Source organism: Shewanella sp. BC20 (assembly GCF_003129585.1).
GTDB classification, from domain to species: Bacteria; Pseudomonadota; Gammaproteobacteria; order Enterobacterales; family Shewanellaceae; genus Shewanella; species Shewanella seohaensis.
Genome location: NZ_NHRI01000015.1, coordinates 70,726 through 96,497 on the forward strand (window position 1 = coordinate 70,726; position 25,772 = coordinate 96,497).

Annotated in this window: 26 protein-coding genes; 17 read left to right on the plus strand and 9 right to left on the minus strand. The window is 48.4% G+C overall.

Going from position 1 to position 25,772, the window contains the following annotated elements; translation table 11 throughout:
* The first annotated feature begins 303 nt into the window (after positions 1 to 303).
* The 11 genes from CBX96_RS15570 to mgtE all read left to right on the plus strand — a co-directional run bounded on the left by CBX96_RS15570 (position 304) and on the right by mgtE (position 8,671).
* Entirely contained in the window at positions 304 to 1,281 is a 978-nt protein-coding gene (locus CBX96_RS15570; RefSeq protein ID WP_011715849.1) for a KpsF/GutQ family sugar-phosphate isomerase, read from the plus strand.
* The gene (gene kdsC / locus CBX96_RS15575; protein ID WP_023268678.1) at positions 1,281 to 1,832 is read left to right on the plus strand and encodes a 3-deoxy-manno-octulosonate-8-phosphatase KdsC; all 552 of its coding nucleotides are present in this window, start codon (positions 1,281 to 1,283) and stop codon (positions 1,830 to 1,832) included. Before CBX96_RS15570 ends, kdsC begins: the two co-directional genes overlap by 1 nt.
* A complete protein-coding gene (lptC, locus tag CBX96_RS15580; RefSeq protein ID WP_011715847.1) occupies positions 1,829 to 2,389 on the plus strand; it encodes an LPS export ABC transporter periplasmic protein LptC in 561 nt (186 codons plus the stop codon). The genes kdsC and lptC overlap by 4 nt, the downstream gene beginning before the upstream one ends.
* Positions 2,376 to 2,927, plus strand: coding sequence for a lipopolysaccharide transport periplasmic protein LptA (lptA, locus tag CBX96_RS15585; RefSeq protein ID WP_088211738.1), 552 nt, complete (start codon positions 2,376 to 2,378; stop codon positions 2,925 to 2,927). The genes lptC and lptA overlap by 14 nt, the downstream gene beginning before the upstream one ends.
* Positions 2,924 to 3,655, plus strand: a complete 732-nt coding sequence (gene lptB / locus CBX96_RS15590) for an LPS export ABC transporter ATP-binding protein (protein ID WP_011621471.1) — start codon at positions 2,924 to 2,926, stop codon at positions 3,653 to 3,655. Before lptA ends, lptB begins: the two co-directional genes overlap by 4 nt.
* Positions 3,656 to 3,759: 104 nt before the next feature.
* A complete protein-coding gene (locus CBX96_RS15595; RefSeq protein WP_109287308.1) occupies positions 3,760 to 5,235 on the plus strand; it encodes an RNA polymerase factor sigma-54 in 1,476 nt (491 codons plus the stop codon).
* A gap of 28 nt (positions 5,236 to 5,263) precedes the next feature.
* The gene (gene hpf, locus CBX96_RS15600) at positions 5,264 to 5,551 is read left to right on the plus strand and encodes a ribosome hibernation promoting factor (RefSeq protein ID WP_007650503.1); all 288 of its coding nucleotides are present in this window, start codon (positions 5,264 to 5,266) and stop codon (positions 5,549 to 5,551) included.
* 2 nt (positions 5,552 to 5,553) lie between these two features.
* Positions 5,554 to 5,997, plus strand: a complete 444-nt coding sequence (ptsN, locus tag CBX96_RS15605; protein WP_011621469.1) for a PTS IIA-like nitrogen regulatory protein PtsN — start codon at positions 5,554 to 5,556, stop codon at positions 5,995 to 5,997.
* On the plus strand, positions 5,994 to 6,848 hold the full coding sequence (gene rapZ, locus CBX96_RS15610; protein ID WP_109287309.1) for an RNase adapter RapZ: 855 nt from the start codon (positions 5,994 to 5,996) through the stop codon (positions 6,846 to 6,848). Before ptsN ends, rapZ begins: the two co-directional genes overlap by 4 nt.
* Positions 6,835 to 7,110 (plus strand): HPr family phosphocarrier protein, encoded by a 276-nt coding sequence (locus tag CBX96_RS15615; protein ID WP_011627201.1) that lies wholly within the window; start codon positions 6,835 to 6,837, stop codon positions 7,108 to 7,110. Before rapZ ends, CBX96_RS15615 begins: the two co-directional genes overlap by 14 nt.
* A 196-nt stretch (positions 7,111 to 7,306) precedes the next feature.
* Positions 7,307 to 8,671 carry a magnesium transporter gene (gene mgtE, locus CBX96_RS15620; RefSeq protein ID WP_011627202.1) on the plus strand — a complete coding sequence of 455 codons (1,365 nt, stop codon included), beginning with the start codon at positions 7,307 to 7,309 and terminating at the stop codon, positions 8,669 to 8,671.
* A gap of 76 nt (positions 8,672 to 8,747) precedes the next feature.
* Here the strand turns inward: mgtE and CBX96_RS15625 are convergent, their stop codons facing one another.
* Positions 8,748 to 9,575, minus strand: coding sequence for a molybdate ABC transporter substrate-binding protein (locus CBX96_RS15625; RefSeq protein ID WP_109287310.1), 828 nt, complete (start codon positions 9,573 to 9,575; stop codon positions 8,748 to 8,750).
* Between the two features lie 239 nt (positions 9,576 to 9,814).
* Positions 9,815 to 10,507 carry an OmpA family protein gene (locus CBX96_RS15630; protein WP_109287311.1) on the minus strand — a complete coding sequence of 231 codons (693 nt, stop codon included), beginning with the start codon at positions 10,505 to 10,507 and terminating at the stop codon, positions 9,815 to 9,817.
* Between the two features lie 654 nt (positions 10,508 to 11,161).
* On the opposite strand from CBX96_RS15630, the gene CBX96_RS15635 reads away from it, so the two are divergent.
* Positions 11,162 to 11,395 carry a transposase gene (locus CBX96_RS15635; protein ID WP_011621463.1) on the plus strand — a complete coding sequence of 78 codons (234 nt, stop codon included), beginning with the start codon at positions 11,162 to 11,164 and terminating at the stop codon, positions 11,393 to 11,395.
* A gap of 727 nt (positions 11,396 to 12,122) precedes the next feature.
* Here the strand turns inward: CBX96_RS15635 and CBX96_RS15640 are convergent.
* Positions 12,123 to 12,980, minus strand: coding sequence for a PA4780 family RIO1-like protein kinase (locus tag CBX96_RS15640; protein ID WP_109287312.1), 858 nt, complete (start codon positions 12,978 to 12,980; stop codon positions 12,123 to 12,125).
* A gap of 270 nt (positions 12,981 to 13,250) precedes the next feature.
* Positions 13,251 to 13,586 carry a hypothetical protein gene (locus CBX96_RS15645; RefSeq protein ID WP_258294747.1) on the minus strand — a complete coding sequence of 112 codons (336 nt, stop codon included), beginning with the start codon at positions 13,584 to 13,586 and terminating at the stop codon, positions 13,251 to 13,253.
* Positions 13,587 to 13,793: 207 nt separating this feature from the next.
* Here CBX96_RS15645 and CBX96_RS15650 point away from each other — a divergent pair, with 207 nt between their 5' ends.
* Entirely contained in the window at positions 13,794 to 14,342 is a 549-nt protein-coding gene (locus tag CBX96_RS15650) for a DUF2799 domain-containing protein (protein ID WP_088211744.1), read from the plus strand.
* 52 nt (positions 14,343 to 14,394) lie between these two features.
* Here CBX96_RS15650 and CBX96_RS15655 read toward each other — a convergent pair whose 3' ends face one another.
* On the minus strand, positions 14,395 to 15,117 hold the full coding sequence (locus CBX96_RS15655; protein WP_258294750.1) for a phosphatase PAP2 family protein: 723 nt from the start codon (positions 15,115 to 15,117) through the stop codon (positions 14,395 to 14,397).
* A 253-nt stretch (positions 15,118 to 15,370) separates the two neighbouring features.
* Between CBX96_RS15655 and CBX96_RS15660 the strand changes: the two genes are divergently transcribed.
* On the plus strand, positions 15,371 to 17,311 hold the full coding sequence (locus tag CBX96_RS15660) for a GGDEF domain-containing protein (RefSeq protein ID WP_109287315.1): 1,941 nt from the start codon (positions 15,371 to 15,373) through the stop codon (positions 17,309 to 17,311).
* A 186-nt stretch (positions 17,312 to 17,497) separates the two neighbouring features.
* On the opposite strand, the gene nrfA is transcribed toward CBX96_RS15660, so the two are convergent.
* Entirely contained in the window at positions 17,498 to 18,901 is a 1,404-nt protein-coding gene (nrfA, locus tag CBX96_RS15665; RefSeq protein ID WP_086901970.1) for an ammonia-forming nitrite reductase cytochrome c552 subunit, read from the minus strand.
* 241 nt (positions 18,902 to 19,142) lie between these two features.
* On the opposite strand from nrfA, the gene narQ reads away from it, so the two are divergent.
* Together narQ and CBX96_RS15675 are read left to right on the plus strand one after the other, a co-directional pair.
* Positions 19,143 to 20,936 (plus strand): nitrate/nitrite two-component system sensor histidine kinase NarQ, encoded by a 1,794-nt coding sequence (gene narQ / locus CBX96_RS15670; protein WP_109287316.1) that lies wholly within the window; start codon positions 19,143 to 19,145, stop codon positions 20,934 to 20,936.
* Positions 20,929 to 21,558 (plus strand): response regulator, encoded by a 630-nt coding sequence (locus tag CBX96_RS15675; RefSeq protein WP_109287317.1) that lies wholly within the window; start codon positions 20,929 to 20,931, stop codon positions 21,556 to 21,558. Before narQ ends, CBX96_RS15675 begins: the two co-directional genes overlap by 8 nt.
* 79 nt (positions 21,559 to 21,637) lie before the next feature.
* On the opposite strand, the gene CBX96_RS15680 is transcribed toward CBX96_RS15675, so the two are convergent.
* The gene (locus tag CBX96_RS15680) at positions 21,638 to 22,012 is read right to left on the minus strand and encodes a YacL family protein (RefSeq protein WP_086901968.1); all 375 of its coding nucleotides are present in this window, start codon (positions 22,010 to 22,012) and stop codon (positions 21,638 to 21,640) included.
* A 180-nt stretch (positions 22,013 to 22,192) separates the two neighbouring features.
* Between CBX96_RS15680 and CBX96_RS15685 the strand changes: the two genes are divergently transcribed.
* Positions 22,193 to 23,158, plus strand: coding sequence for a zinc transporter ZntB (locus CBX96_RS15685; RefSeq protein ID WP_109287318.1), 966 nt, complete (start codon positions 22,193 to 22,195; stop codon positions 23,156 to 23,158).
* A gap of 53 nt (positions 23,159 to 23,211) precedes the next feature.
* Here CBX96_RS15685 and CBX96_RS15690 read toward each other — a convergent pair whose 3' ends face one another.
* Positions 23,212 to 24,327, minus strand: a complete 1,116-nt coding sequence (locus tag CBX96_RS15690) for a succinylglutamate desuccinylase/aspartoacylase family protein (RefSeq protein ID WP_109287319.1) — start codon at positions 24,325 to 24,327, stop codon at positions 23,212 to 23,214.
* Position 24,328: 1 nt separating this feature from the next.
* Positions 24,329 to 25,684, minus strand: coding sequence for a lysine-sensitive aspartokinase 3 (gene lysC, locus CBX96_RS15695; protein ID WP_109287320.1), 1,356 nt, complete (start codon positions 25,682 to 25,684; stop codon positions 24,329 to 24,331).
* Positions 25,685 to 25,772: the final 88 nt, after the last annotated feature.

Consider the following 25,772-nt stretch of genomic DNA (forward strand, 5'->3'; position numbering starts at 1 on the left):
TAACACTGAACTAGGCAAGACAACTTAACTCAAAAACCGTATTGAATGCCAAAGTCGTTATCATGCTTACCATAGCAACCAAAATGGTGGTGGAAAACGACTAAGACGATGATATTGCTCAAAGCATTCAATCGCTGAACAAGTTATCCTGCCCTATTGCCTCAACCCTCATGGGCTGAGACTGAATAATAAGACGCTACTCAAGAACGAAGCCGTTAATTTTATCATCTTTATCGCGTACCAAATTGTGCTATTCCAATCCCAGAACGGGGCGACAAAGACAATGCAAGAAGAGAGATAGACATGGTAGACCAATCACAATTGCGCCAGTGGGGCTGTAAAGTCATCGATATTGAAAAATCGGCCCTCGACAATCTTTATCAATATGTCGATTCCGTTGAATTTGCCCAAGCCTGCGAGTTAATTCTCAACTGCACCGGCAAAGTGATCGTGATGGGGATGGGGAAATCAGGCCACATTGGCAATAAAATCTCGGCCACCCTCGCCAGCACAGGCACCCCAGCGTTTTTTGTCCATCCAGGCGAAGCCAGCCATGGTGATCTAGGCGTGCTCTCTGACAATGATGTGATTCTTGCGATTTCAAACTCGGGCGAGTCGAGCGAAATCCTCGCGCTGATGCCAGTTATCCAGCGTAAAGCCATCCCTGTGATTGCCATGACTGGCAAGCCAGAATCCACCATGGCGCGTCTATCTAAAATTCATTTATGTATTGAGGTGCCAGAGGAAGCCTGCCCGCTTGGGCTTGCGCCAACCTCAAGCACCACGGCAACCTTAGTCATGGGCGATGCCATTGCCATTGCGCTGCTGCAAGCCAAAGGCTTTACCCGGGAAGATTTCGCCATGTCCCATCCGGGCGGAGCCTTAGGTCGTAAGCTGCTGCTTAAAGTCAGCAACGTGATGCACAGCGGCGATGATTTACCACTGGTTAAACACGATATCTGCATCACCGATGCCCTGTATGAGATCTCCAAGAAAGGCCTTGGCATGACCGCGGTTATCGATGAGCAAAACAAACTCGTGGGTATTTTTACCGACGGCGACCTGCGCCGCGTTATCGATGCCCAAGTCAACCTACGCACCACGCCGATTGCCGATGTGATGACGCGAAACTGTGTCACAATTACAGAAAACGTTTTAGCGGCGCAGGCGCTGCAAGTAATGGATTCCAAAAATATCAACGGCCTGATAGTGATAGATAAAGAACATCATCCTGTCGGAGCCCTCAATATGCTCGATATGGTTAAAGCGGGAGTGATTTAATGCCACAGCAAGGTTTTTATGGCCCCATCAGCGACGATGTTTGGCAAAGGGCGCAAAAAATTAAACTGCTGATCTGCGATGTGGACGGGGTGTTTTCCGACGGCCGCATTTATTTGAGCAACTCAGGAGAAGAACTCAAAGCCTTCCACACCCGCGATGGTTATGGCGTGCGCTCATTATTGACCAGTGGTTTTAATCTGGCGGTCATCACTGGCCGTCAGTCTAAAATTGTCGAAAACCGCATGACGGCTCTGGGTGTAACGCATATTTATCAGGGCGTGGATAATAAATTCGTTCCCTATGAAGAACTGCTGTCGCTCTACAATGTCACCCCAGAAGAAGTCGCCTATATTGGTGATGATATTGTCGACTTGCCAGTGATGAATGTGGTCGGCTTGGCCGTCTGTGTTGCCGATGGTCATCCCTATGTCCGCCAACATGCCCATTTTGTGACCCACTTAAATGGTGGACATGGCGCACTCAGGGAACTCACGGATCTGCTCTTACTGAGCCAAAATAAGTTCACTTCCGCCCATGGGATGAGCATATGAGTCGTGTGACCCTCGCCATTATCGCCTTTTTTGGTACTGCGCTGGTGCTATATTGGCAAGTGCAGCAAAAACGCGGTGGCGATACGGATGACAGCTTGAACGTCAGTGACAGACCCGATTACATTATCGAAGATCTGCGCAGCATTGAGTTTAATGAGCAAGGGCAAGTTAACAGTCGCGTCACGGCAAAGCACATGGAACACTATGAGCTGAAAAACCAAACCGACTTTACTGAGCCCGTTTATCTTGTCTATCCCGACCAAGGTAAAGCAAAATGGCAGATCCGAGCCGATCAAGGTCGACTCAACAAAGATACCGGCAAGGTTGTATTAGAAAATAATGTTATTATCGATGCCATCAGCCCTGGTGAACCCATACAGACATTGTCCACCAGTTTTTTAGAACTCGATCTCAACACTATGATAATGACCTCTGACCGCATCATTTACGTCACAGGGAAAGATTTTAATATTCAAGGGCAAGGCCTTTATGCCGACCTTAACGCGCAGGAAGTGCAATTGACCAGTCAGGTAGTAGGAACCTATGAAGCAAAATAACATATTACTTGCCGGCCTAATGCTAATCACCAGCATGAGCGCCTTCGCCAAGGTTGGTGACTTACAGCAAGAAGTGAAAATTAAAGCCGTTAGCCAAACTGCGGACATTAAAAACAACCAGATCATTTTCTTCGGTCCGGTTGAAGTCACCCAAGGATCGATCAAAATCCATGCAGATCAACTACGTGCATTTTCTGCCGAAGGGGAAAACAGCAAGATTTTAGTGGCAACCGGTAATCCTGCGACGTATAGCCAGATCCTCGACGATGGACGCCCAGCTTCAGCGAGCGCGAAAGAAATTCGCTACGAAATGGCGACCCGCACCCTAACTTTGACGGGCTCAGCGAGCCTAGACCAAGCGGGTAGCCAAGTGACGGGTAACCTCATCCGTTACGATATTATTCAGCAAAAATTGATCGCTGAGAGTACGGGTAGCGGTGATGATCGCGTGATTACCATTATTCAACCTGATAACTATCAGGAAGAGATCAAGAACCAGCCCGCGGACAAACCTGTGAAAAAACAGGACTCTAAATGACCCAAATCACCTTAAAAGCACAGAATCTCGCTAAGAGTTATAAGAGTCGTCAGGTTGTGAAAGATGTCAGCCTGACGGTGAAAACGGGTCAAGTCGTCGGCTTACTCGGCCCAAACGGCGCAGGTAAAACCACCACCTTTTACATGGTCGTGGGCTTAGTCAAAAGCGATAAAGGCCATATCTTTATCGACGATGATGATTTAACCGCCGATCCCATGCACCTGCGCGCCCGTAAAGGCATTGGTTACCTGCCACAGGAAGCCAGTATCTTTCGCAAGCTGACCGTGCACGACAATATCATGGCGGTACTGCAAACCCGTAAAGAGCTCAATCGCGATCAACGCGAAGAAGAGCTGGAACATCTGCTCGAAGAGTTCCATATCACCCATATTCGCGATAGCCAAGGCATGTCGTTATCGGGCGGTGAACGTCGCCGTGTCGAAATTGCCCGCGCTTTAGCGGCCAATCCTAAGTTTATTCTGCTCGATGAACCCTTCGCCGGTGTCGACCCGATTTCGGTTATCGATATCAAGAAAATCATCGAACAACTCAAGAGCCGAGGCCTTGGGGTACTGATCACAGACCACAATGTGCGCGAGACCTTAGACGTCTGTGAACATGCCTACATTGTCAGTCACGGAAACCTGATTGCCGAAGGAACTCCCGCAGAGATCTTAGACAATCAGCAAGTTAGGGCTGTGTACTTAGGTGAACAATTCAGGCTATAGTTACTTAAACAGAGCCAATTAGCCTTGAATTTTGGCTTATAAGCGCCATCAATATGATACAAGCGGCCTAAATTCAAAATAATAACGTAGGGATCAGCGGTAACATGAAAGCGTCACTCCAGCTCAAACTGGGTCAACAGTTAACCATGACGCCACAACTCCAACAGGCCATTCGTCTGTTGCAATTGTCGTCATTGGAACTGCAGCAAGAGATCCAGCAAGCCTTAGACTCTAATCCTCTTCTCGAGCTGGAAGAGGAGCAATTCGACGCGCCTACCGAACGTAAGCAAGATATCGCCGATACCGACTTTAGCGAAACGACGGCCCAGCCACAGGAACAAGACAATTCCACCGTGGACATTGCCGAGTCGTTGACCAAAGAATCCCTGCCCGAAGAACTGCCCATGGACACCACTTGGGATGAAGTCTTTACCGCCTCGCCAAACTCAGGTTCTGGTGCCAGCCGTGAAGATGACATGCCCTTCCAAGGGGAAACTAGTGAAGGCCTGTACGAACATTTAGAATGGCAGAAAAACCTCACGCCCTTCTCTGAAACCGATTTAGCCATTGCCACCGCGATTATTGATGCCATCGACGATCAAGGTTATCTCACTCAAAGTACTGAAGATATCCTCGAAGCCATGGGCAATCCTGAGATAGAACTGGATGAAGTCGAAGCCGTACTCAAGCGAATTCAACACTTCGATCCCGTTGGTGTCGCCGCAAGGGATTTAAGCGAATGTCTGCTTATCCAACTCTCCCATTTTTCGCCGGATACCCCACACCTCGAAAACGCCCGAATGTTGATCAAAGATCATTTAGATCTGATCGCTACCCGCGACTTTAGGTTGTTGATGCGTAAGACCAAACTTAAAGAGGACGAGTTAAGGGACAGCATAGCGCTGATCCAAACCTTAAACCCTCGCCCAGGTTTGCTCATCACCCCTGTTGATGAAGAATATGTCATCCCCGATGTATCGGTGTCGAAGAAAAACGGTCGCTGGGTGGTCGAGTTAAATCCAGATTGCATGCCAAAAATCAATGTTAATCAGCAATATGCAGCCATGGCGCGCAGCACTAAAAGCCAAGCCGATAGCCAATTTATCCGCGGGCATCTGCAAGAAGCCAAGTGGTTTATCAAAAGCCTTGAAAGCCGTAACGAAACACTGCTCAAGGTGGCAAACTGCATAGTGCAATATCAACAGGGTTTCTTCGAATACGGTGAAGAAGCCATGAAACCTATGGTCCTGAACGATATCGCCGAGGCGGTAGAGATGCATGAGTCCACCATTTCACGGGTGACCACACAAAAATACATGCATACCCCAAAGGGACTTTTTGAACTAAAATATTTCTTCTCAAGCCACGTCGGGACTGATGATGGCGGTGAGTGCTCATCCACGGCAATCAGAGCCTTCATTAAGAAACTGGTTGCAGCGGAAAACCAGAAAAAACCATTAAGCGACAGCAAGATGGCACAGCTTCTGGCAGAACAGGGAATTAACGTTGCGCGCAGAACCATTGCGAAGTACCGAGAAGCGATGCTTATTCCCCCTTCCAATCAGCGTAAAAGTTTATAGCCTAAAGTGGAAATCGGAGGACGTTTATATGCAAATAAACCTGAGTGGACACCATATCGAGATTACTGAATCGTTACGGGCTTATGTTGAGGAAAAGTTTTCAAAACTTGAACGTCATTTCGAACAGATCAATAATGTGCACGTTGTGCTCAATGTTGAGAAAATGCAACAAATTGCCGAAGCGAGAATCAACCTCACCGGTGGTGAAGTCTTCGCGACTTCAGAGCATGCAGATATGTATGCTGCCATAGACGTCCTGATCGACAAGCTTGATCGTCAGGTTATTAAACACAAAGAGAAGTTAACAAAACACTAGCAATGGAACTTCGTACCATACTGCGGCCGGAATGCACGACCTGCGCCACTCCGGGCAGTAAGAAAAAGGTACTGGAACTTATCAGCGACTTAGCCGCTGCCCAGTACCCCACCCTCTCATCTCAAGAGATCTTCGAAAGCCTAGTGGCGCGCGAAAAGATGGGGAGCACAGGTATAGGTAACGGCATCGCCATTCCACATGGTCGATTAACCGATATAACACAACCCATAGCCATATTGGTGAAATGTGAGGAGCCGATAGCCTTTGATGCTATCGATAAACAACCTGTCGACATTTTATTTGCGCTGCTGGTGCCTGCTGACCAATGTCAACAGCACTTAAGCACTTTGTCCTGCATGGCTGAAAAGCTCAGCGACAAACAAATATTGAAGCAATTGCGCAAGACGCATGATGAAACGGAACTCTATCAGGTAATCACTGGATGAAACTGGTCATAGTGTCAGGGCGCTCAGGCTCAGGCAAATCGGTCGCACTAAGAGTGCTTGAAGATCTCGGCTATTATTGTGTCGATAATCTTCCGTTGCCGCTGATTGGCAGCTTACTCGAACAGCTCAAGGGCAGTAACGATCTCGTCGCCATCAGCGTTGACGTGCGTAACCTGCCGGAGCAAGACAAGGTACTCGTCAAACAGCTCGCAAGCCTGCCAGAGGGCACTGAACTTACCAGCTTCTTCTTAAATTCCAGCGATAAAGTACTGCTAAAGCGCTACAGCGAGACTCGGCGCTTACATCCCTTATCTAAGAGCCGAGTATCACTGCAAGAAGCCATCAAACTTGAAGGCAAATTGCTCGAGCCCCTGTCACAGCAGATGGATCACTACATAGATACCTCAAATCTGAATATCTATGAACTCAGCGACCAAGTACGGCAAATCCTGCTTGGCAGTGTCGATAAGGAACTGGTGATCAACTTCGAGTCCTTCGGTTTTAAGCATGGTATGCCAACCGAAGCCGACTTTATGTTTGATGTGCGCTTTTTACCCAATCCCCATTGGGAACCCGAGCTGCGCCCTCTCACCGGCTTAGATGAACCCGTTACCGAGTTTTTAAATCGCCAGCCGCTGGTTAACAAGTTCATCTGGCAAATTGAGAATTTACTCGAGACTTGGTTGCCCCACTTAGAGCGTAATAACCGCAGCTATCTGACCATCGCCATCGGCTGTACTGGCGGCCAACACAGATCAGTTTACGTGGCCGAACAACTGGCTAAACGCTTTAGCAACGGCAAACACAAAGTGAATGCCCGTCACCGAGAGTTAAACCATGCCAAAGCTTGAGCGCCAAGTCACCATCTGCAATAAACTCGGCTTACATGCCCGCGCCGCGACAAAGCTCGTGGTGTTGGCCTCAGAGTTTGATGCCAGCATTACGCTGATCCAAGGTGAAAAACAGGCCTCTGCCGCCAGTGTTTTAGGGCTACTCATGCTGGAAACGGGTATGGGTAAAACCATTACTCTGATTGCCGAAGGCCCAGATGCGGAGCCCGCGCTCAATGCCATTTGCGCGCTTATCGACGCTAAGTTCGACGAAGCCTGCTAATTGCCTCGACATCTCATCTCGATGCTCCCTACCGTTATTCTGTACCTTGTTTGGTTTTGATTTCAGCACCTTATACCAGTAAAACACATTTGTGACTCGACGCCCTCCCGTGCGCTCAATTACAATATACTGCTGCGCTTTGGCTTAAGTTCTCAACAGCCAAACGCCCCATCCACGTCGCCACTTTGGAGGAAACATGCCTGTAGAAGCCTCAGACAGTTTACAAGTCGAACAACGTCTCGACCAACTGAGCCATGCCCTCAATAGCGGTATGTTTGTGCATGTCAGGCAAATGCTGCAAAACATGGCGGCGTCGGATATCGCATTGATTCTAGAGTCCTCGCCCCCTAAAGCGCGGCAAGTGCTATGGCAACTTATCGATCAAGATCAGCTCGGGGATATTCTCGATGAACTCAGTGAAGAGCTAAAAGATCCGTTGATCCGCGCCATGAGCCCTGAACGGGTCGCCAAGGCGACCGCCAGTATGGATACGGACGATCTCGCTTATATCCTGCGAAGCTTGCCTGATACCGTCTATAAGCAAGTATTGCAGTCTATGAGCCTGCAAAACCGCCAGCGGGTGGAGCAAGCGCTCTCCTACCCCGATGAAACCGCGGGCAGCCTAATGAACACAGATACTGTGACCTTAAGGCCCGATGTGAATATCGATGTGGTACTGCGTTATTTGCGCCAACGGGGCAATCTGCCCGACACCACTGACACCTTATACGTGGTGGATAAGCACGATCGCGTACTCGGCGGGGTAAAACTTGCGGATCTGCTCACCTGCGATCCCAATACTCATATCAGCAGCATTATCGATACCGATATCGAGAGCATTCCCGTGGGCATGTCCGACAGCGAAGTAGCGCAGCTGTTCGAGCGCCATGACTGGGTATCTGCGCCAGTGGTCGACAGTGAGGGCAAATTACTCGGGCGTATCACCATCGATGACGTGGTGGATGTTATCCGTGAAGACGCCGAGCACTCCATGATGGGGATGGCGGGGATGGACGATGATGAAGACACCTTCGCCCCTGTGGTAAAGAGTACTTTCCGCCGCTCACTCTGGCTGACGATTAACCTGTTTGCCGCCCTGCTGGCGGCCTCTGTCAGCAATATGTTTGAAGGCACAATCGAACAATTCGCCACTATTGCGATTTTAATGACGATTGTACCGAGCATGGGCGGGGTCGCGGGTAATCAAACCTTAGCACTAGTGATCCGCGGGATTGCCCTGGGCCATATTGGCCAGAGCAATGCCCGCTGGCTGATTGGCAAAGAACTCGCCATTGGCTTTTTGAACGGCCTTATGTGGTCGATTTTGGTGTTTATCGCGGTATTAGTTTGGAAAGATGATATGGCACTTGCCAGCCTGATTGGCGGCGCAATGCTCATCAATATGACTGTCGCAGGACTGGCTGGCGCCAGTATTCCGCTGATCTTAAAACGCTTGAAAGTAGATCCGGCGTTAGCGGGCGGTATGGTGCTCACCACAGTCACCGATGTCATTGGCCTGTTTGCCTTCTTAGGATTAGCGACTTTATATTTAATGCACTAGCACTGGCCCAAGCCTTGCTAAAGCGAGCAACAAAAATGGCGCTATTTCGCGCCATTTTTAATGAGTCCATTAGACATTATTTTTTAGGCGGCTGAAAGCCATAGCCCGTTAAAATCGCTTGTCCCTCAGGGGATAAAATAAACTCGGCCAGAGGCGCGGCCGCACTATTGGCATCCTTTAACACCAATAGGCCATAGTCGGCACCAACGGCTAACTCTGGCGGTAAATCGACAATCTTAAGGCTCGGCACTTCTTTTTGTGCCAGCACCGCATTGGTGCAATAGGTTAAGAACACATCCGCCTGCTTATTTTCCATCACCCAAGCATAGGGATTACGATCTTTGGGCGGTTTAGCACTCTCTGGCCCACCCGTTAGCTGCAATGCTTTGGTTTCTAATGTGGTTTTTGCATTGGCTTTTAAGGCCTCGGCTTTCGCAAACACGGCCCAAGCATAATCCCCCGCGGGATCGGCTTTTGGCGTTGACGTACCAAGCTTTATTTGCGGCGCGAGCAGGGTGTCTAATAAGTTCGCACTGGTGAGTGGTACATCCGCCTGGGCAATGGCACAGAGCTGGTTACGGGCAAACATTTGCACCTGTTGACCCGCTCCCGCATCGACTAAGGCCTGCGGATGTTTCATATTCGCCGAAGCGAAAATATCCACTCGCTCACCCTCTTGGATCCGCTTGAGTAATAAGCCCGAAGGCGCATACTGCGCCGCGACTTTAGCGTCGGATTTCGCTTGATAAGCGGCAATAATATCGTTCATTGCCGCCTTTAAACTACCTGCTGCCCTCAGTTCAATAGGGGCTGTCGCTTCAGTGCTCGTTGGCGCGCCTTGTACCATTCCCGCCATCAATGTCGCCCCTAAACTGATTGCTAACACTAAACCCTGTTTTGTCATGCTGTTATCTCCGTTTGCACAGGAAAATGTCCTAGTGCATACAAGACGGCAAAACCTTTAGCGGATCAAGTATTACCGCTGCTGGATAAATTCAAATCGGGACGATTGTGGCCAAGATCACTTAAGTCTTTTAGGTGAATGGACAAATTGTCCCCGAATGCAAATTGTTGCCTAATGCAAAGAATCAGCGAATGCAGAGAGTAAAAAGTCGCCCGTAGGCGACTCTTATTTTATGGAAATTATTGCCCCGTTGGGGTTAACACAATTTCCACTCGACGGTTTTGCGCACGCCCCGCGGCATTCGCATTCGATGCGATAGGACTCGCCTCACCCATGCCCTTAGATTTAACGCGAGCAGAAGCCACACCTTTGCTCATCAGGTAATTGCCCACTTCGCTGGCGCGGACTTGTGATAAACGTAGGTTGTAAGAATCTGAGCCGCTGCTATCGGTGTAACCTAATACGTTCAGTTGAGTCTTGCTGTATTCCTTGGCCACCAGCGCCACTGAGTTAAGTACACGCTTTGCACCATCACTCAGCTCAGTTTGGTCGACACCAAAGGTCACTTCGTTTGGCATATTGAGAATAATATTGTCACCGTCGCGGGTCACACTCACGCCTGTCGAGGCCAGTTGTTGACGCAGTTTGGTTTCTTGCACATCCATGTAGTAACCAATCCCACCGCCGACGGCCGCGCCTGAGGCTGCACCAATTAAGGCACCTTTACCACGGTCGCTCTTGCTTGAGGACGCAACCCCAACAGCCGCGCCAGCAACCGCACCAATTAAGGCGCCCGTAGTTGCTTTTGCCGTTTGTTGCTCATTGGTATAGGGATTGACTGTAGAACAGCCAGACGCAATCAAGGCGCCTGTCACCACAACAATCGCAAGCTTAGATACTGGCAGTGATTTGATCAGAGAAGGCTTCATCATTTATGACCTCATAACATGATTGATGATGGTATTTGCCCGCCAAAAGGCAAAGGGCGTGGCAAGTCGCCAAAGGACACCATAAAAATCGCAGTATATAAGCATTCTCTTTTGAGACAATCTTTAATCGCTTCTTTGCTCAGTTTATGACTGATTCAATCGAAAACAACACTAAATAAAAACATCTTAAGATCATCTATACAACAGTTAGAGTAAAAGCACTGAAATAGTGCAAGTTGCACCGTTTCAGACATGGCTTAAAAAAGTCACCGTTTGAAACATTTTAATAAGTTTATGATTTTTAATATAAATATAAATTTATAAATGTTGGCACGGATTTTACATACTAATAAATAGGTAGAAGAGCAGAGGCGCTCAAAGCCACTCACTCAACACCTTATGTAAGCTGTTTGACATCAATGGACGTTAATCTAAGTGCCCGTTGTGAGGCATGTAATCGAAGCACAATCCCTAAGTGGATTGAGGAGAATAGAGATGAAACATCTGATGAAACTTATTAGTCATTGTCGCCACGAATGGTTGTCCCTGCGCCACCTAGGACATAGCCAGTGGGATATAGAACAGCGTCATTAATCACCAAGGAAAGCACCGAAAGAACCAGCAAGCAGACAGAACATAGAGTAAGAGGGATAACCCATGGGAATCGCCAATCATAGTCTTAAACCTGACGTTATTTTTGAAGTGAAAGTCAAAGGCAGATTACTCTCTGATGTCGCACGACAGTACGGTATTTCGGCTAAAGCGGTTTACCAATGGGTAAGAGAAAGTGAGCAACAGCCGCAGCAAAGGGAGTGCGCTTTAATCTCTGAAATTGCGCAGTTGCAGAAACGTATTAAACAGCTAAACAGTGAATTACGCACTATAGGTTGAGGTAACCTCGCCCAGTGCCCTTATCGACAAGGCCGGACCCCATTGCATATTGCCCTGTAGGTCTAACGCGGTATGAAAGTTGTGCTAAAAACAATAATAACAGCGCCCTTTTACGTCCGGCCTTGTCATCCAATGAAGAGAATGCGTGATCAATAACAGTTTAGACAGGGTCGGATGGGTATCTATTATCGCTCCCCAACGACCTAAGATATAAATCGTACAAATAACAATAATAACTGTGCAGTTTACTATCCGGCTCTGTCAACTTAATGCTTAAAGGGTATGCAATAGCAAAAGAGGAAAGGTTTTGACAAGGCTTTAGAGGGAGCTATCTCCCCCAAAGATCAAATATGTGAATTGTGCTCCCCCAAGTCACGAACATATTACCCTCTTGGGTCTTGTCCTTTTATTCACGGATCAAAGACGATCCAGCGCTAGACTAGGATAGCGCGCCATGGATGGCTGTGTTGCTTGCAACACCAAAGGTTTCGGCAAGGCTCGAGGGAGTTGTCTCCCCCAAAGATTAATATGTCGATAGGGCTCTGTGACCCATCAATATATTTCACCCTTAGGTCTTGTCCTTTTATTGAGTGGTTCAATGGAAAGGAAGGGGCTGAGTGCCCATGCCAAGGACGGCAATGCCACAGGCTTTAAAACCAGTCCCAAAATAATTAATTCCAATAAAAAAGACGCTCATAAGGCGTCTATTTTATTGAAGAATATTTCACTAATAATCTTCATTGGCTTCTTGAAGTCGCAGCTTACGTTCCTGTGCTTCATCGTAGGCAGCTTGGATCTCATCCAATACAGAATTCACATCGGCATCGACTAAGACCTCGGTGAACTTGCCTGTTAATTGGGTGTCAGGTTTCAATTCACCCGCTTCAAATAACGCCCACATTTCTTTGGCATATTGGGTCTTAAGTAGCTCAGGGGCGTACTGACCGTAATATTGCGTCATGTTGTTAACATCACGCTCCAGCATCCATTTCGCATGGTTGTTGGCCGCGGCATCGACAGCTTGAGGCAAATCGATAATCACAGGGCCATTAGCATCCACTAGGACGTTAAACTCGGATAAGTCGCCGTGAACTAAACCAGCACAAAGCATACGTTTAACATAGGTCATCACCAAAGCGTGATCACGCATGGCCTGCTTGGCGCTGAGGCTCACGTCATTAAGACGGGGCGCAACATGGCCTTCGCTGTCGGTGACGAGTTCCATCAACAATACGCCATCGAAACAGCCAAAGGGCGTAGGTACTCTAACGCCCGCATCGGCTAAACGAAACAACGCATCGACCTCAGCGCTCTGCCAGGCCTCTTCCATTTGTTCGCGGCCAAACTTAGAGCCTTTTTCCATCGCTCTGGCTCGGCGGCTATTACGGACTTTACGTCCCTCTTGGTAAACCACCGCCTGCTTAAAACTGCGTTTCTCTGCTTCTTTATACACCTTGGCGCAGCGAATATCCTCACCACAGCGTACCACGTACACTGTAGCCTCTTTACCGCTCATCAGTTGGCTAATGACTTCGTCAACCAGCCCTTCATCAACCAGAGGTTGGATTCGTTTAGGAGTTTTCATACCGACCTTATACCTTACTTAGGCGTAAGATGGAATGTGCCGGGCAAATCTTCATATAAAAGCAGCCTTATAAAGAGGATAGATAAAAAGATTCAGTTAAAGATACCTGACTTCAGTAAAAACTAAAGCACCTCGTGCAGGAACACAATAGCAAAACGCAGTGGATTTACCGTCAGTAAAGCTGCTGAAAATTAACCCTGATTGCCTGTACCTTGGCTTAACGAGCGCATCGATTGACTCAAGCAACAAGGCTATGAAATCCATTGAGATTTATACGAAGAGCGCAATCACACTGCCAACCGTTGCCGCAGCTTTGAGCAATTGTCCGGCTTTGTAATAGCCTTGAACATTCTCTTGGGACGATGCTTTCGGCTCATGGACTGATTCACGCCCCTGCGGCTCAGCCAGACCAAGCGCGCCATGGGCAAAGGATTGCAGAGCGCCGACCTCAGTCTGAGTCTTGTTATCGCTCGACTCTTGAGGTCCTGTACTACTCTTCAGTTCCGCCTTCAGCTCTTTTGCTGGCACAGAAGCCGTCTCATTGTGTGGTACAGACCGTTTTGTTCCCAAGAGCGAGCTATCTGATGAAGGTGGCAAAACCTGCATAAGCATATCCAATACAATGGGTTAAAAATTAAAACTAACATTAACTCAATGCCTTAGCATTATTGCATCACGCGAGTTGTGACTCAGATAGGAAAAGCCTGCCAAAGCGCTGTGCCAGATAACCGTATTGCGGGCGCAATATAGCACTGGCTCTCCCCTCCCCTAAGCTTTATGCTGATGCCCTTTTGTGACTGATCTGATTTTTAAATGCGCTATCTTAACCTTGCTTTGGCTCTTACCGCCCTCTCCCTCACCCAATGCACGAGTCTCTCACTCGAGGAATGCCGAGATAATGACTGGTACGCCACGGGCTTAGCCGATGGTAATCGAGGCGCCAACGCGAGTCTGCTCAATCAATATCAGCAGGATTGTCATGAGTTTAACCTCAAGGTGGATGCTGCCCAGTGGCAACAGGGATATCAGCAGGGTCTTATCAGCTATTGTCTGCCCGAAAATGGCTACCGCGTAGGTTTGGCAGGAGAAAGTTACTACGGCGTGTGTAACAATAATCAGTTTGTTGAGCGTTATAACCAAGGACACGAGCAATATTTAGTGAATAAACGTCTGGCTGAAATTGCCGACCGCCTAAATGCCATCGATATCGAAATCGGCAGCATCAACAACAAGCTGAACAATCTCACCGATAAAGCCGATCTGCTGCGGCAGAAGAACATCCTATTGAACGAGAAAAACCATCTCCTCGACGAAAGGCTCAGATTGCGTCAAGGCGATATCCGCTTTGAGTTTCGCTTCTAAGCTTTCGCCTCAGACTAGTTTGAGGGATAACAATGGCTTGAGGGATCAGCCATCACTTAGAGATGGCTTCTTTGGTATTGATAATACTGATTTTGTTGGCAACTTTAATCTTTTTAACCTTAGGCACACGAAGAAAGAAGCCATAGTAGAGCAAGCTTGCGGATGTCCAAGCGATGGCCAAACTCCAAAGGTCATGACTCAAGAAATGGGCACCACGCAGCTCCTGCGCAAAACCAAATACCGCACCTAATACAATCCCAAAGATGAGTCCCGCTTTGGCATAAGCTGGGCGGTATTCCTTCAGCACATAATAGCTTGCGACCCAAGCAAAACCGCCGCTCGAATGTCCACCGGGAAAACACTGACCAAACTCGGCACCCTCTGGCAAGCGAGCAAACAGGGATGAATGCATCATGCGACCGCCAAACTCAAGCACATCCCAAGGGCAAGTCATATGAGTAAGACTCTTACCAAGGCGCACTAAAACCACGCTGGCCAGCACACTGCAGAATAAATAGATAAAGCCTTTACGGTAGGGGCGCAGTTTGTCGATGCGAAAACTTAAACCAATGCAGCTAACTACGACAACGGCAAGCAAAATAACCAAGTTTCGCCCAGTGACATGCAGCAAATTCTCAGTCAACCAATGGCCGCGCAGTGGCCAAGAATCGACACCACCCTGCCAGTGAAATAATAAGCTGGCAAAGCGCATATCGGCATGGGTCTGTTCGAGCCAAAAAATAATCACCGCAAACACGAGCCAAGGTGCAAGCAAATGTCCCTTTGCGAAGCTGAAAAATGTCGTCCTAACGTCGCTTTTGTTATTGTGATGCACTTAATTATCCACTCGCCAAAAATACCCAGCACCAGACTACGGTCGAATTCTTATCAAAAGCTTAAGAAATACAAAACATGGGAATTAACATACCATTTACAAAGTAAAGCAAACTTAATTGTTTGGGTAAACTCGCGCTGAGAGAAAAAGACTATAGTTTATAAACAACAATCTGCTTTCGGATGAGCCTCAAATGCCCTACAAGTTTGCCCTCCAACAATCTCAAAAAGAGCGTATATTCGCCGATATGGCAATTGAGACAGGAAAAATTACCGTACCACCTGAGATGCTAGAGAATTGGCAACAAACCTTAGATCTGCTCTCCGAAATTGTGGATACACCTGCCGCGCTTATCATGCGTGTCCACCCCACCGAGATAGAGGTGTTTGCTTCGAGCCATAGTCAGGGGAATCCCTACAAACCCCACGATAAAGAACATTTAGGGCATGGTCTCTATTGCGAGACAGTGATGAAAGAGTGCCGTGAACTTCACATCCCCAATGCCTTAAAGGATGCTAATTGGGATAAAAATCCCGACATAAAGCTAGGAATGATTGCCTACTGCGGCCTGCCATTGCATTGGCCCGATAACAGCACCTTCGGCACCATTTGTATGCTCGATAGCAAGGAGCGTAACTACAGTCAGCAATTTCGCAGTTTGTTAGCGCGGTTTCAAAATGCCATCGAAACCAATCTAATCACTCTGTATCAACAGGCTAAATTGCAGCTCCATAACCAGCAACTCGAGCAAAAAGTCCAGCAACGCACCCACGAGTTGGCCGAGCTGAGTGCCAAATTAATCCGTGAAATCGAAACGCGCACCACCACCGAAAGCTCACTTGAGTACCATAAGAGTTACGATCCGCTGACAGGCCTCCCCAACCGGCTCAATCTTCTCAATACGTTGGCGAAAATGCTGGAAGATATTAATCGTAAAGAAAAAATCTCAGTGTTTTACCTCGGACTACGTAACTTTAAGTCCATTAATGACAGCTATGGTTATCTTATAGGCGATAAGATACTCACCATCTTGAGCCAGCGGTTACAACATTGCACAGACGGCCATACCTTTATTGCCCGCATTGCGGGGGCGGAGTTTGTGCTAGTGCAAGCCCATAAGCCCTCGCAGCGCGAGACCCACAAACTGCTGAATCAGATCATCAACTGCTGCAACTCCCCCTTTGGTATCGCAGACTTCGTGATCACTATTCCCTCGTCAATCGGCATAGCACAGGCGCCAAGCGACGGCATCGATGCCGCAACCCTGCTGCAAAAAGCCGGAGCCGCCATGACCATTAGCAAGGCCGAAGGCATTCCCTATAGTTTTTTCAATCAAGACACCCAAATCGCACTGAGCCAGCGCTATCAACTCGAGTCGCACTTAGTCGATGCCCTGAGAAACAATGAATTAAGCCTGCATTACCAACCCTTTATCGAACTCAAGACCCACAAAGTCATTGGCGCTGAAGCCTTACTACGTTGGCACAATCCGGTGTTAGGACAGGTTTCACCCGACCGATTTATCGCCTTGGCCGAGCGCAATGGACAAATCATGGAGATAGGTAACTTCGTGCTCCACAGCGCCATTAAGCAAGCGGCCGACTGGTGCCAAATGTTGCAGCGGGACTTTAAAATCGCCATCAATATCTCCCCCGTACAAATGCGTAATCCCCGCTTTGTCGAACATATTGCCGAGCTATTAACCCTGTACCAATTACCCGCCACGGCGCTGGAGCTGGAAATCACCGAGGGCATGTTGCTACAGGACGAACACTTGGCCCACAAGGCCATTATGCAGTTGCAGGAACTGGGGATCCGCATCTCACTCGATGACTTTGGCACTGGCTACTCTTCATTAAGCTATCTACAGAAATATTCCTTCGATACTCTAAAAATCGACCGCTGCTTTATCAGTAAGCTCGAAAACAGCGAGCAGGATAGGGAGTTAACTAAGGCCATTATCGCCATAGGCAAAAAGCTCAAACTGAAGGTGATTGCCGAAGGCGTCGAAAACCCAAATCAGGACAGTTTTATCCGCAATGAAGAATGCGATTTAGGACAGGGATATCTCTATGGCAAACCCGTGACACCCGCGCAGTTCGAACGTGACTTTATTCGCCCATCCAAGCGCTAAAAGCGTGATGTAGATAAAGTCCGCATAGATGCGGCAAGTTGTTTGCACCTAAAGCAAAAGAGTCAGAACTGACGTGATATTGGCCTCGCCCTTAAACAACAAGCTCGAAAGCCGCCAAAAATAAAGCCCCCGCAACCTAAGTTGCGGGGGCTTTTACATGAGGGGTTAGCTCATATTCAACAGGAATTACTTATAAGTTGCTTCGCGTTTTTTCGCTTCGGCATCCCACTTAGGTAAAGTGTCTTTCTTGAATGCTTCTTTCTCTGCATTCATCTTGTCCATATCCATACCTAGTGCTGCTTGAGCTTTCGCTTTGGTAGAGATATCTGGGATAGCAACAGCGTCAGTCACGCCTTTCTTCGCCAGTAATTGGGCTAATTTCACACGGGCATCGGCCGCTTTATCAACCGCAGTACCTAGGATACGCAGTGCTTCTTCTGGCGCGTGAGCCGCAACACCGTGAGAAGCAATCGCGAAGTCCCAGCGCCATTGAGCGTGGCGGATATCCGTTAGGATTGGCTTCATTTCTGCTTCAGTAGCACCCACTTCCCACGCTTTAGCAGCTTCGAAGTGCGCTTTCACTAATTGACCCTCGGCGCGAGCTTTAAGCTCTTTCACTTTGGCATAACGTTCTTTGGTGATGCCTTCTAAGAACTCTTTGCTTTGGCTATGGCAAGTCGCACAGGTTTCTTCGAAGCGATCGAATGGGTTACCCACTTTATGATCTGTGTACTTACGACCTTTGTCGTTAGTCACTTTAGGCATGTGACAGTCAACACAGCTCACATCGTTCTTACCGTGTACGCCCAGTTTCCAAGTTTCATAACCTGGGTGTTGTGCTTTCAGCATTGGAGTCTTAGACAGTGCATGAGTCCAGTCAGAGAACTCGATTGCATCGTAGTAAGCTTCCATTTGTTCAACAGTGGTACCTGAATCCCAAGGGAATTTTACGAAACCTTTGCGGTCGTCTTTCTTCTCAAAATAGTATTCAACGTGACACTGACCGCAAACCATAGATTGCTTGTCTTTCTTCGAAGCTTTGTCGAATGGCGTGCCAATAGTTTCCATTGCGCGCTCAGCGAATGGACGTGAAATGCGTAGTTTTGGGGTGCCTTTTTCGTGGCAGTCGCTACAACCGATAGTGTTAACGACTTCTGGGCCACCTTTAGCCCACTTGCCTTTGAAGTAACCGTCTTCGCCTTGTTCTTCGATCAGGCGAGGTACGTCAGGGCTCTTACAGCTCCAACATGCCATTGGCATTGGGCCGTCTTCAGCATTGGCTGGTGCGCCAGTACGTAGCGTGTTACGTACGTCAGTCACGGCATACATGTGGCCACGAGGTGCGTTGTAGTCTTTTGCGAAACCATAACCGGCCCACAGAATGACTAAGCTAGGATCGCCCGCTAATGCGTCGGTGATCTCTTCACTTTTTGCGGTGTCATGCCAGCTATTGTATTGATTAGCAAACTTATCTTTGTATACTTCGTTGCGTGGCTCGGTCTTATCGCTCGCCATCGCACCCGCCGCCATGAAGCTCGCGGCAACCAATGCACTGAGTGCAAAGGACTTACCTGTCATCTTCTTCATCATCTCATCTCCGTGTTGCATTATTTTAATAAATCACGACATCTCCAAGGCCAAAGTTAGTGGCTTAAACCCTCCAAAGACATACCTCTTAGGGGGTATCTAGAGCGAAGTTTGCGCTAGATCAAAATGTAATAGTGTTGTTGTTCACACTTTTATGTTTTCGTTAATGTAGTACATTATTTTCTAATGTAAAACACGACTAAAGTGCCATTAAATCAACGGCCATATATTAGGTAATGGACATATGAAACGAGGCAGCCTTACCTCAAAAATTCTGGGTTTAATGTTAGTACTGATTTTGCTTTCCAGCAGCCTAGCCATCTTCGCAATCATCAATTTGTCTTACAGTTTAGGCGATGCAAAGGCCATCAACGCCTCGGGTTCACTGCGGATGCAAAGTTACCGGCTGATGTTTTATGCCAATTCGGGCAGTGACGCCGCCCAAGAGAAAATTACCGAGTTTGAAAACACCTTGCATTCCGAGGCATTGCAGCCCTCCACGGGTTGGCTTAGCCCGAAAAAGATCGCCGAACAGTATCAACTCGTTATCGATAAATGGCTGGTGATGAAGTACTACATTGAGCAGGAAAACTCCCGCGATTACGCCGCCTCGCTCAAGGACTTTGTCGATACCATTGATTTGTTGGTGTTAGAAATGGAGCACCATGCCGCCTTTAAGCTGCGCCTGCTCGCCGCGAGCCAGATTTTTGGACTCGGGCTGATGCTCGCCATCGCCTTTTTAGCGGTACGTTTTACCAAGCGAAAAGTCGTGGTGCCCTTGCAGCAGTTAATGGAATCGGCCAACACCATTTCAAAGGGTAACTTCGAGATAGAAATGCCCGAGACCGAATATATTGAACTCACCGCCCTAACCCATGCGCTGCAAAAAACCGCCCGCGAGCTCGCAACCCTGTATGGCAACTTAGAATCCCAAGTCGCCGAAAAGACTCTTGCGCTCACCAGAGCAAACAATGAACTCGCTTTTTTATACGATAACCTATTGACTCTTAATGCGAAAAAGCTGGACTACAAGGCGCTCAAGGCGGCGTTGAATCAGTTAAAGGATTATGAGTCTATCGACTATTTAAGGCTGATTATTCAGTACCCAGAGCAGGAACTCGAAGTCGTCGAAGCCGATGGTGGCTGGCCAGAAGATGCCCAGCACAGCACCCGTTTTCCGCTGCAATTTGAACAGGCCGACTTAGGTTACTTAGAACTGATTTCGGCGCAGGATACCAATACGCCGCTATTTAAAAACTTCGCCATCATGCTCACTCGCTCCATCGTTATCCATAACGCCACCGAGCAGCGACAACAACTGGCCTTGATGGAGGAGCGCGGAGTCATTGCCAGGGAATTACACGACTCCCTCGGCCAAGTACTGTCATTCCTCAAAATCCAAATTAGTTTGCTGCGCAAAAACTTAGACCATAGTTGCCGCAGCCCCGCAGTGGAGAGTCAACTGACGGAAATTAATGAAGGCGTCAGTACAGCCTATGTACAGCTCAGGGAGTTATTATCCACTTTCAGATTAACCATCAAAGAACCGAATCTGAAGAACGCGATGGAAGCCATGCTCGAGCAACTCAGGGCCAATACCGATATCAAGATCCATCTCGATTACAAACTCGCGCCCCAATGGCTCGAGGCGAAGCAGCATATTCACATTCTGCAGATCACCCGTGAGGCCACACTCAACGCCATCAAACATGCCAATGCCAGCCTGATCAATATTCGGTGTTATAAAGATGACAATGGCATGGTCAATATCAGTGTGAGCGATAACGGCATAGGAATTGGTTATCTTAAGGAGCGAGATCAACACTTTGGCATAGGGATCATGCACGAGCGCGCCAGTAAATTAGCGGGCACTGTTGTATTTAGCAGTAATGATACGCACACTAATAGCAAGGGAATTGCAGAACAATATCAACAAATCCTAGGCACTCCCTCAGAGTCCAATAACGCATCACATTTGTCACAGGGAACCAAAGTTACTTTAGTTTTCCCTTCCCAACAGGAGCCTACACATGGGTAAGCCTTATTCAGTCCTCGTGGTCGATGACCATCCTCTCCTTCGCAAAGGGATCTGCCAACTGATCACCTCCGATCCGGATTTTAGTCTCTTCGGTGAAGTCGGCGGTGGCTTGGATGCCTTAAGCGCCGTCGCCACCGATGAGCCCGATATTGTACTGCTCGATCTGAATATGAAGGGAATGACAGGACTCGATACCCTCAACGCTATGCGACAAGAAGGCGTTACCTCACGGATAGTGATCCTCACCGTTTCGGATGCCAAACAAGATGTCATCCGACTACTGCGTGCGGGCGCCGACGGTTACTTACTGAAAGATACCGAGCCGGATCTGCTGCTCGATAAGCTCAAAAATGCCATGTTGGGCCACAGAGTGATCAGCGATGAGGTTGAAGAATATCTGTACGAGCTTAAAAATGCCGCCGATGAGCAGGAATGGATTTCAAGCCTCACGCCAAGGGAGCTACAGATCCTGCAACAGCTGGCAGAAGGGTTAAGCAACCGGATGATTTCAGAGCACTTACATATCAGTGAAGGTACGGTAAAAGTACACGTGAAAAACCTGCTGCGTAAGGCCAATGCCAAGTCGAGAACCGAAATGGCAGTCAGGTATCTGAATAACTGATACAGCAACCTCAGTTAAAATCTAAAAAATAAAGGCAATCAATAGATTGCCTTTATTTTATGCTTAGATTAAATCGGTATTATCGCCCTTTTTGCACAAACTCATACCAACTTAGCAGGGCTTCCTCTAAGTCTTCTAAGCCGCAATAAGCTTCCGATTCCGCATCGTAGAGGGACATTGCCTCTTCGAGTTCATATTCCTGCTCAAACCCTAAGGCATTGGCATAAATGCGCGCCTGCTCTTCATCCAGATCTAGGGTGAGATCGCCACCGATTAACCGCCAGGAATCACGCTTACCCGCTTGAATATCTTTGATAATATCGAGCACTTGTTGAATTTTGGCTAACTCTGGCCCCAACTCTTCCGAAAACCATTGGCCCAGCACTTCATGGTCCATACTAAAGCTGGCTAAATAAGTGCCCGTCAAACTGTTACGCCGAAATTCATATTCCATTTTATCTTCTCAATGCATCACAACTATGGCTAATTTTAATCTATTTCATCATAAGTTGCTTGACCAGCAATTTAGGCCCGAGAAGTGAGGCAATTATCAGCACAAACGACGCCTATACTTCATTTTCGCAACGAAATCAGTTAGCTTGAATCCATGATTGAGTAAGAGATGGAATGCGATATGCACGATGGATTTATCTACAGCTTAGTGCTTAGTGGCGCTCAGGCAGGTTCAACCTTAAGCCCAGAAGAGCTTGAAAACTGGGATCCTAAGGATGGACTGATCTGGATACACCTACGTTATCGCCATAAAAAAGCCCGTCATTGGGTGCTAAACAGCGGCCTAAATAAAGTCGAAACCGATGCCCTTCTGGCCCAAGATACCCGCCCACGGGCCGTGTTTGCAGGTGAAGGCGTCTTGCTGGCCCTGCGCGGGGTAAACTTAAACCCCAATTCGGCCCCCGAAGACATGGTTGCAGTGCGTATTTACGCCGACAAACAACGGATTATCTCAACCTGTGATCGCGAGCTACTCTCGGTTAAAGATGTCGCCGAACTCATTATGGAAGGTGCCGGTCCCACCACCACAGGGGACTTTATCCTTGCGGTTTGCGAAAGACTCACCACCCGTAAAGTAGATTTTATCGACACCCTTGAAGAGCAACTTTCTGAGTTAGAAGAACAAGTTGTCTCTGGCAATGTAAAAGATTTACGCACAGATATCGCCGAGCTACGCAGGCAAACCGTGGCGCTGCGCCGTTATTTAGGCCCGCAGAAAGAAGCTTACGCCAAGATGCTCTCGGAACAATTTGTGCTGTTTAATGAATCCGAAAGACTCAAGATGCGCGAAACCACGGATAAGCTGATCCGCACGATTGAAGACTTAGACGCCCTGCGTGACAGAGCCAATGTGACCCAGGAAGAATTACTCAGCCAGCAATCGGAGCAGCTAAACAAGCGCTTGTATTTCTTATCCTTAGTCTCGGCAATTTTCTTACCGCTGGGTTTTTTAACCGGATTGCTAGGGGTGAATATTGGTGGTATTCCCGGTGCGGATAACACTTGGGCCTTTGCGACCTTCTGCGGCATTCTTATCTCGCTGGTCGCCCTGCAAATGGCACTCTTCTATCGCTTTAAGTGGTTGTAGACTGGAATAAAAACGCCAATCTTATGATTGGCGTTTTGTTTTCCCCATTGCCGTTACTGTGGCAACTCAAATAGATTTGTCATGACTTTATAAAGCTCAGTGCCTTGATGCACTGACGCCGAGGCAAAATGGAGTATGGGCACACAATCCTGCGGCAAGCTTAGCGCCGTCAACTCCTGCTCACTACCATATAAGTCGAGCCGCAGCAGATTAACTAAGGTCTCACCCGCCGCCAGAGGCTCTCCCACGGACGCCACATATTCCACCAATCCCGCCATGGGCGCATGGTACTTTTTGTAATCCTTAAGATAACAGCCAAAACGTAGCATCTTTGCGGGTGCGACTCGCTCGGCGATCACCCCACGATAACTCAAGTAGGCCAAAATCCCCTGAGCATCGACTAAAGCATCCTCAAGGCAAATGCGTTCTTGGCTCGCCAGTTCCAAGGTAAAGGCCGAAACGGCAATCTTAAGTTCTCGCCCCTGTGCTTTGGCGACTTCACTCAATTGCCACCAAGGGCAAAATGCCGCTTCATCCATAGCCCCGCCAAAACTATTGGGGATCACTAAGGTGTAAGGAATCGAGAAAAACTGCGCCGCCGCAACATCATATTCTGGGCAATACAAGTGTTTACAGGATTTAGGCCCGGTATGCAGATCCAATACTATATCCGCCTCGTGGGCCATGGCCTGCAGGTTAACCGCTAATCTGTGGCCCGTGGTCACGCCCCACTCGTTGCGCAAACGCTGCTGACACGCCTCAACTAAGGTACTGCGGTAAGCTTGGATAAGCGCACTATCACTAAGCTCGGCATGTTCACGGTACCAAGCGGGTAAATCAATCGAATGATTTAAGTACTCGCGGTTCCAGTTTGCCCCTGTAATAGGGTCAAAACGCCCCAGCGTAAACTCACCACTCTTTTGATTTATCCCCAGCGGATTAGCCAAGGGCACTAAGGTAATTTCCCCTAAGATGTCGCAGCGCTCGAGCTGCTTCATCAACTGAAAAATCACCGCATTCCCCTGCACTTCGGCGCCGTGGACATTGGCCTGAATATACACTTTAGGGCCAGAAACATGACCACTTGGCTTAAAGTGGTAAATCGGCAGAGTGAGTGCTTGCCCTGCGGCAAGCTCCCCAATGGTTAAAGACGACGCAGTCGGTTGCATATTACGCGCCTTCGAACAGGTTTTCGTGTAGGGCTTTAACCACTTGCGCCGCTTCTGATTCGGCGACCAATACGCACAAGTTATGCGGGCTGGCACCTTGGCAGATCATACGCACATTATGGGGCTCGAGTACTTCAAACACCCGGCGGCAAATGCCCGCTGTGGTGGCAATACGGTTACCGATAATCGCCACCAGTGCTAAACCATCTTCAACACGTACACGGCAATGCTGTGATAATTCCTGCAGCAACGCCTCGCTCAACAGCCCTTGGCCGCTTGAATCAGAGCCGGTTTTATCTAGGGTCAGTGATACGTTAACTTCTGAAGTGGTGATCAAATCCACACTGATCTTATGCCTTGCCAGTGTGGCAAAGGTTTCTGCCAAGAAGCCCTGAGCATGCAACATTTGCAGGCTGTGTAAATTGAGTAGCGTTTGGTCGCGGCGCAGTGCAACAGCACGAAACACGGGCGCATCTTCAACCTGATGACGGATCCAAGTGCCGCCCTTTTCAGGCTCCTTACTCGAGCCGACAAACACTTGAATTTGTTGGCGCACCGCAGGCAGAATCGTCGCAGGGTGCAGCACTTTAGCACCAAAAGTCGCCATTTCGGCGGCTTCGTTAAAACTGATTTCGGCAATGGGATGGGCGTTTGGCGCAAGACGCGGATCGGTCGTGTAAATCCCAGCCACATCGGTCCAAATCTCAACCGCAGAGGCTTTTAAGGCTTCGGCTAACAGTGCCGCGGAATAGTCGCTACCGCCACGGCCAAGCGTGGTGGTTTGTCCGGCCTCATTTGAACCAATAAAGCCTTGAGTCACAATCACTTGCTCAGATAACAGCGGCAGTAAATGCTCAGAAGAGAGAAGCGCAATTTGCTCAACCTGTGGCTCAGCACGGCCAAAATGACTGTCGGTGCGCAGCACTCGGCGCACATCGAAGGCACTCGAGTTGGCGCCTTTTTCGCGCAATACCGCCGCAAATAATGCCGACGAACACTGCTCACCAAGGGACAATAACTCATCCATGGTGGCCTTGCTGCGTTGGGATGCTAGCGCTTCGCTCAATACCGCCATACGACTTAACAGTTTATCCAATGCCGCGGCTACGTCGTTGGGGCGACCCAGTTTATCTAAGATAGCGTATTGAATTTGCGCGATTTGCTTTAAGCGCTGTAAACGACCATCGTCGTTCATCGACTCTTGAGTAAGTTCAACCAAGAGGTTAGTCACGCCACTGGAGGCGCTAACCACCACTAAACGGCAATCGGGATTGCCCAGTACGATATCGGCGCAGCGATTCATTGCACCGTAATCGGCGACTGAGGTACCACCAAATTTTGCGACAACAAGAGACATTATCGTACCTCCGCAGAAGCAGAAGACACGGCACAAACTAGGATAAGATCTTGATTAACTAACATGATTACGCTCCGAACCAACTTCG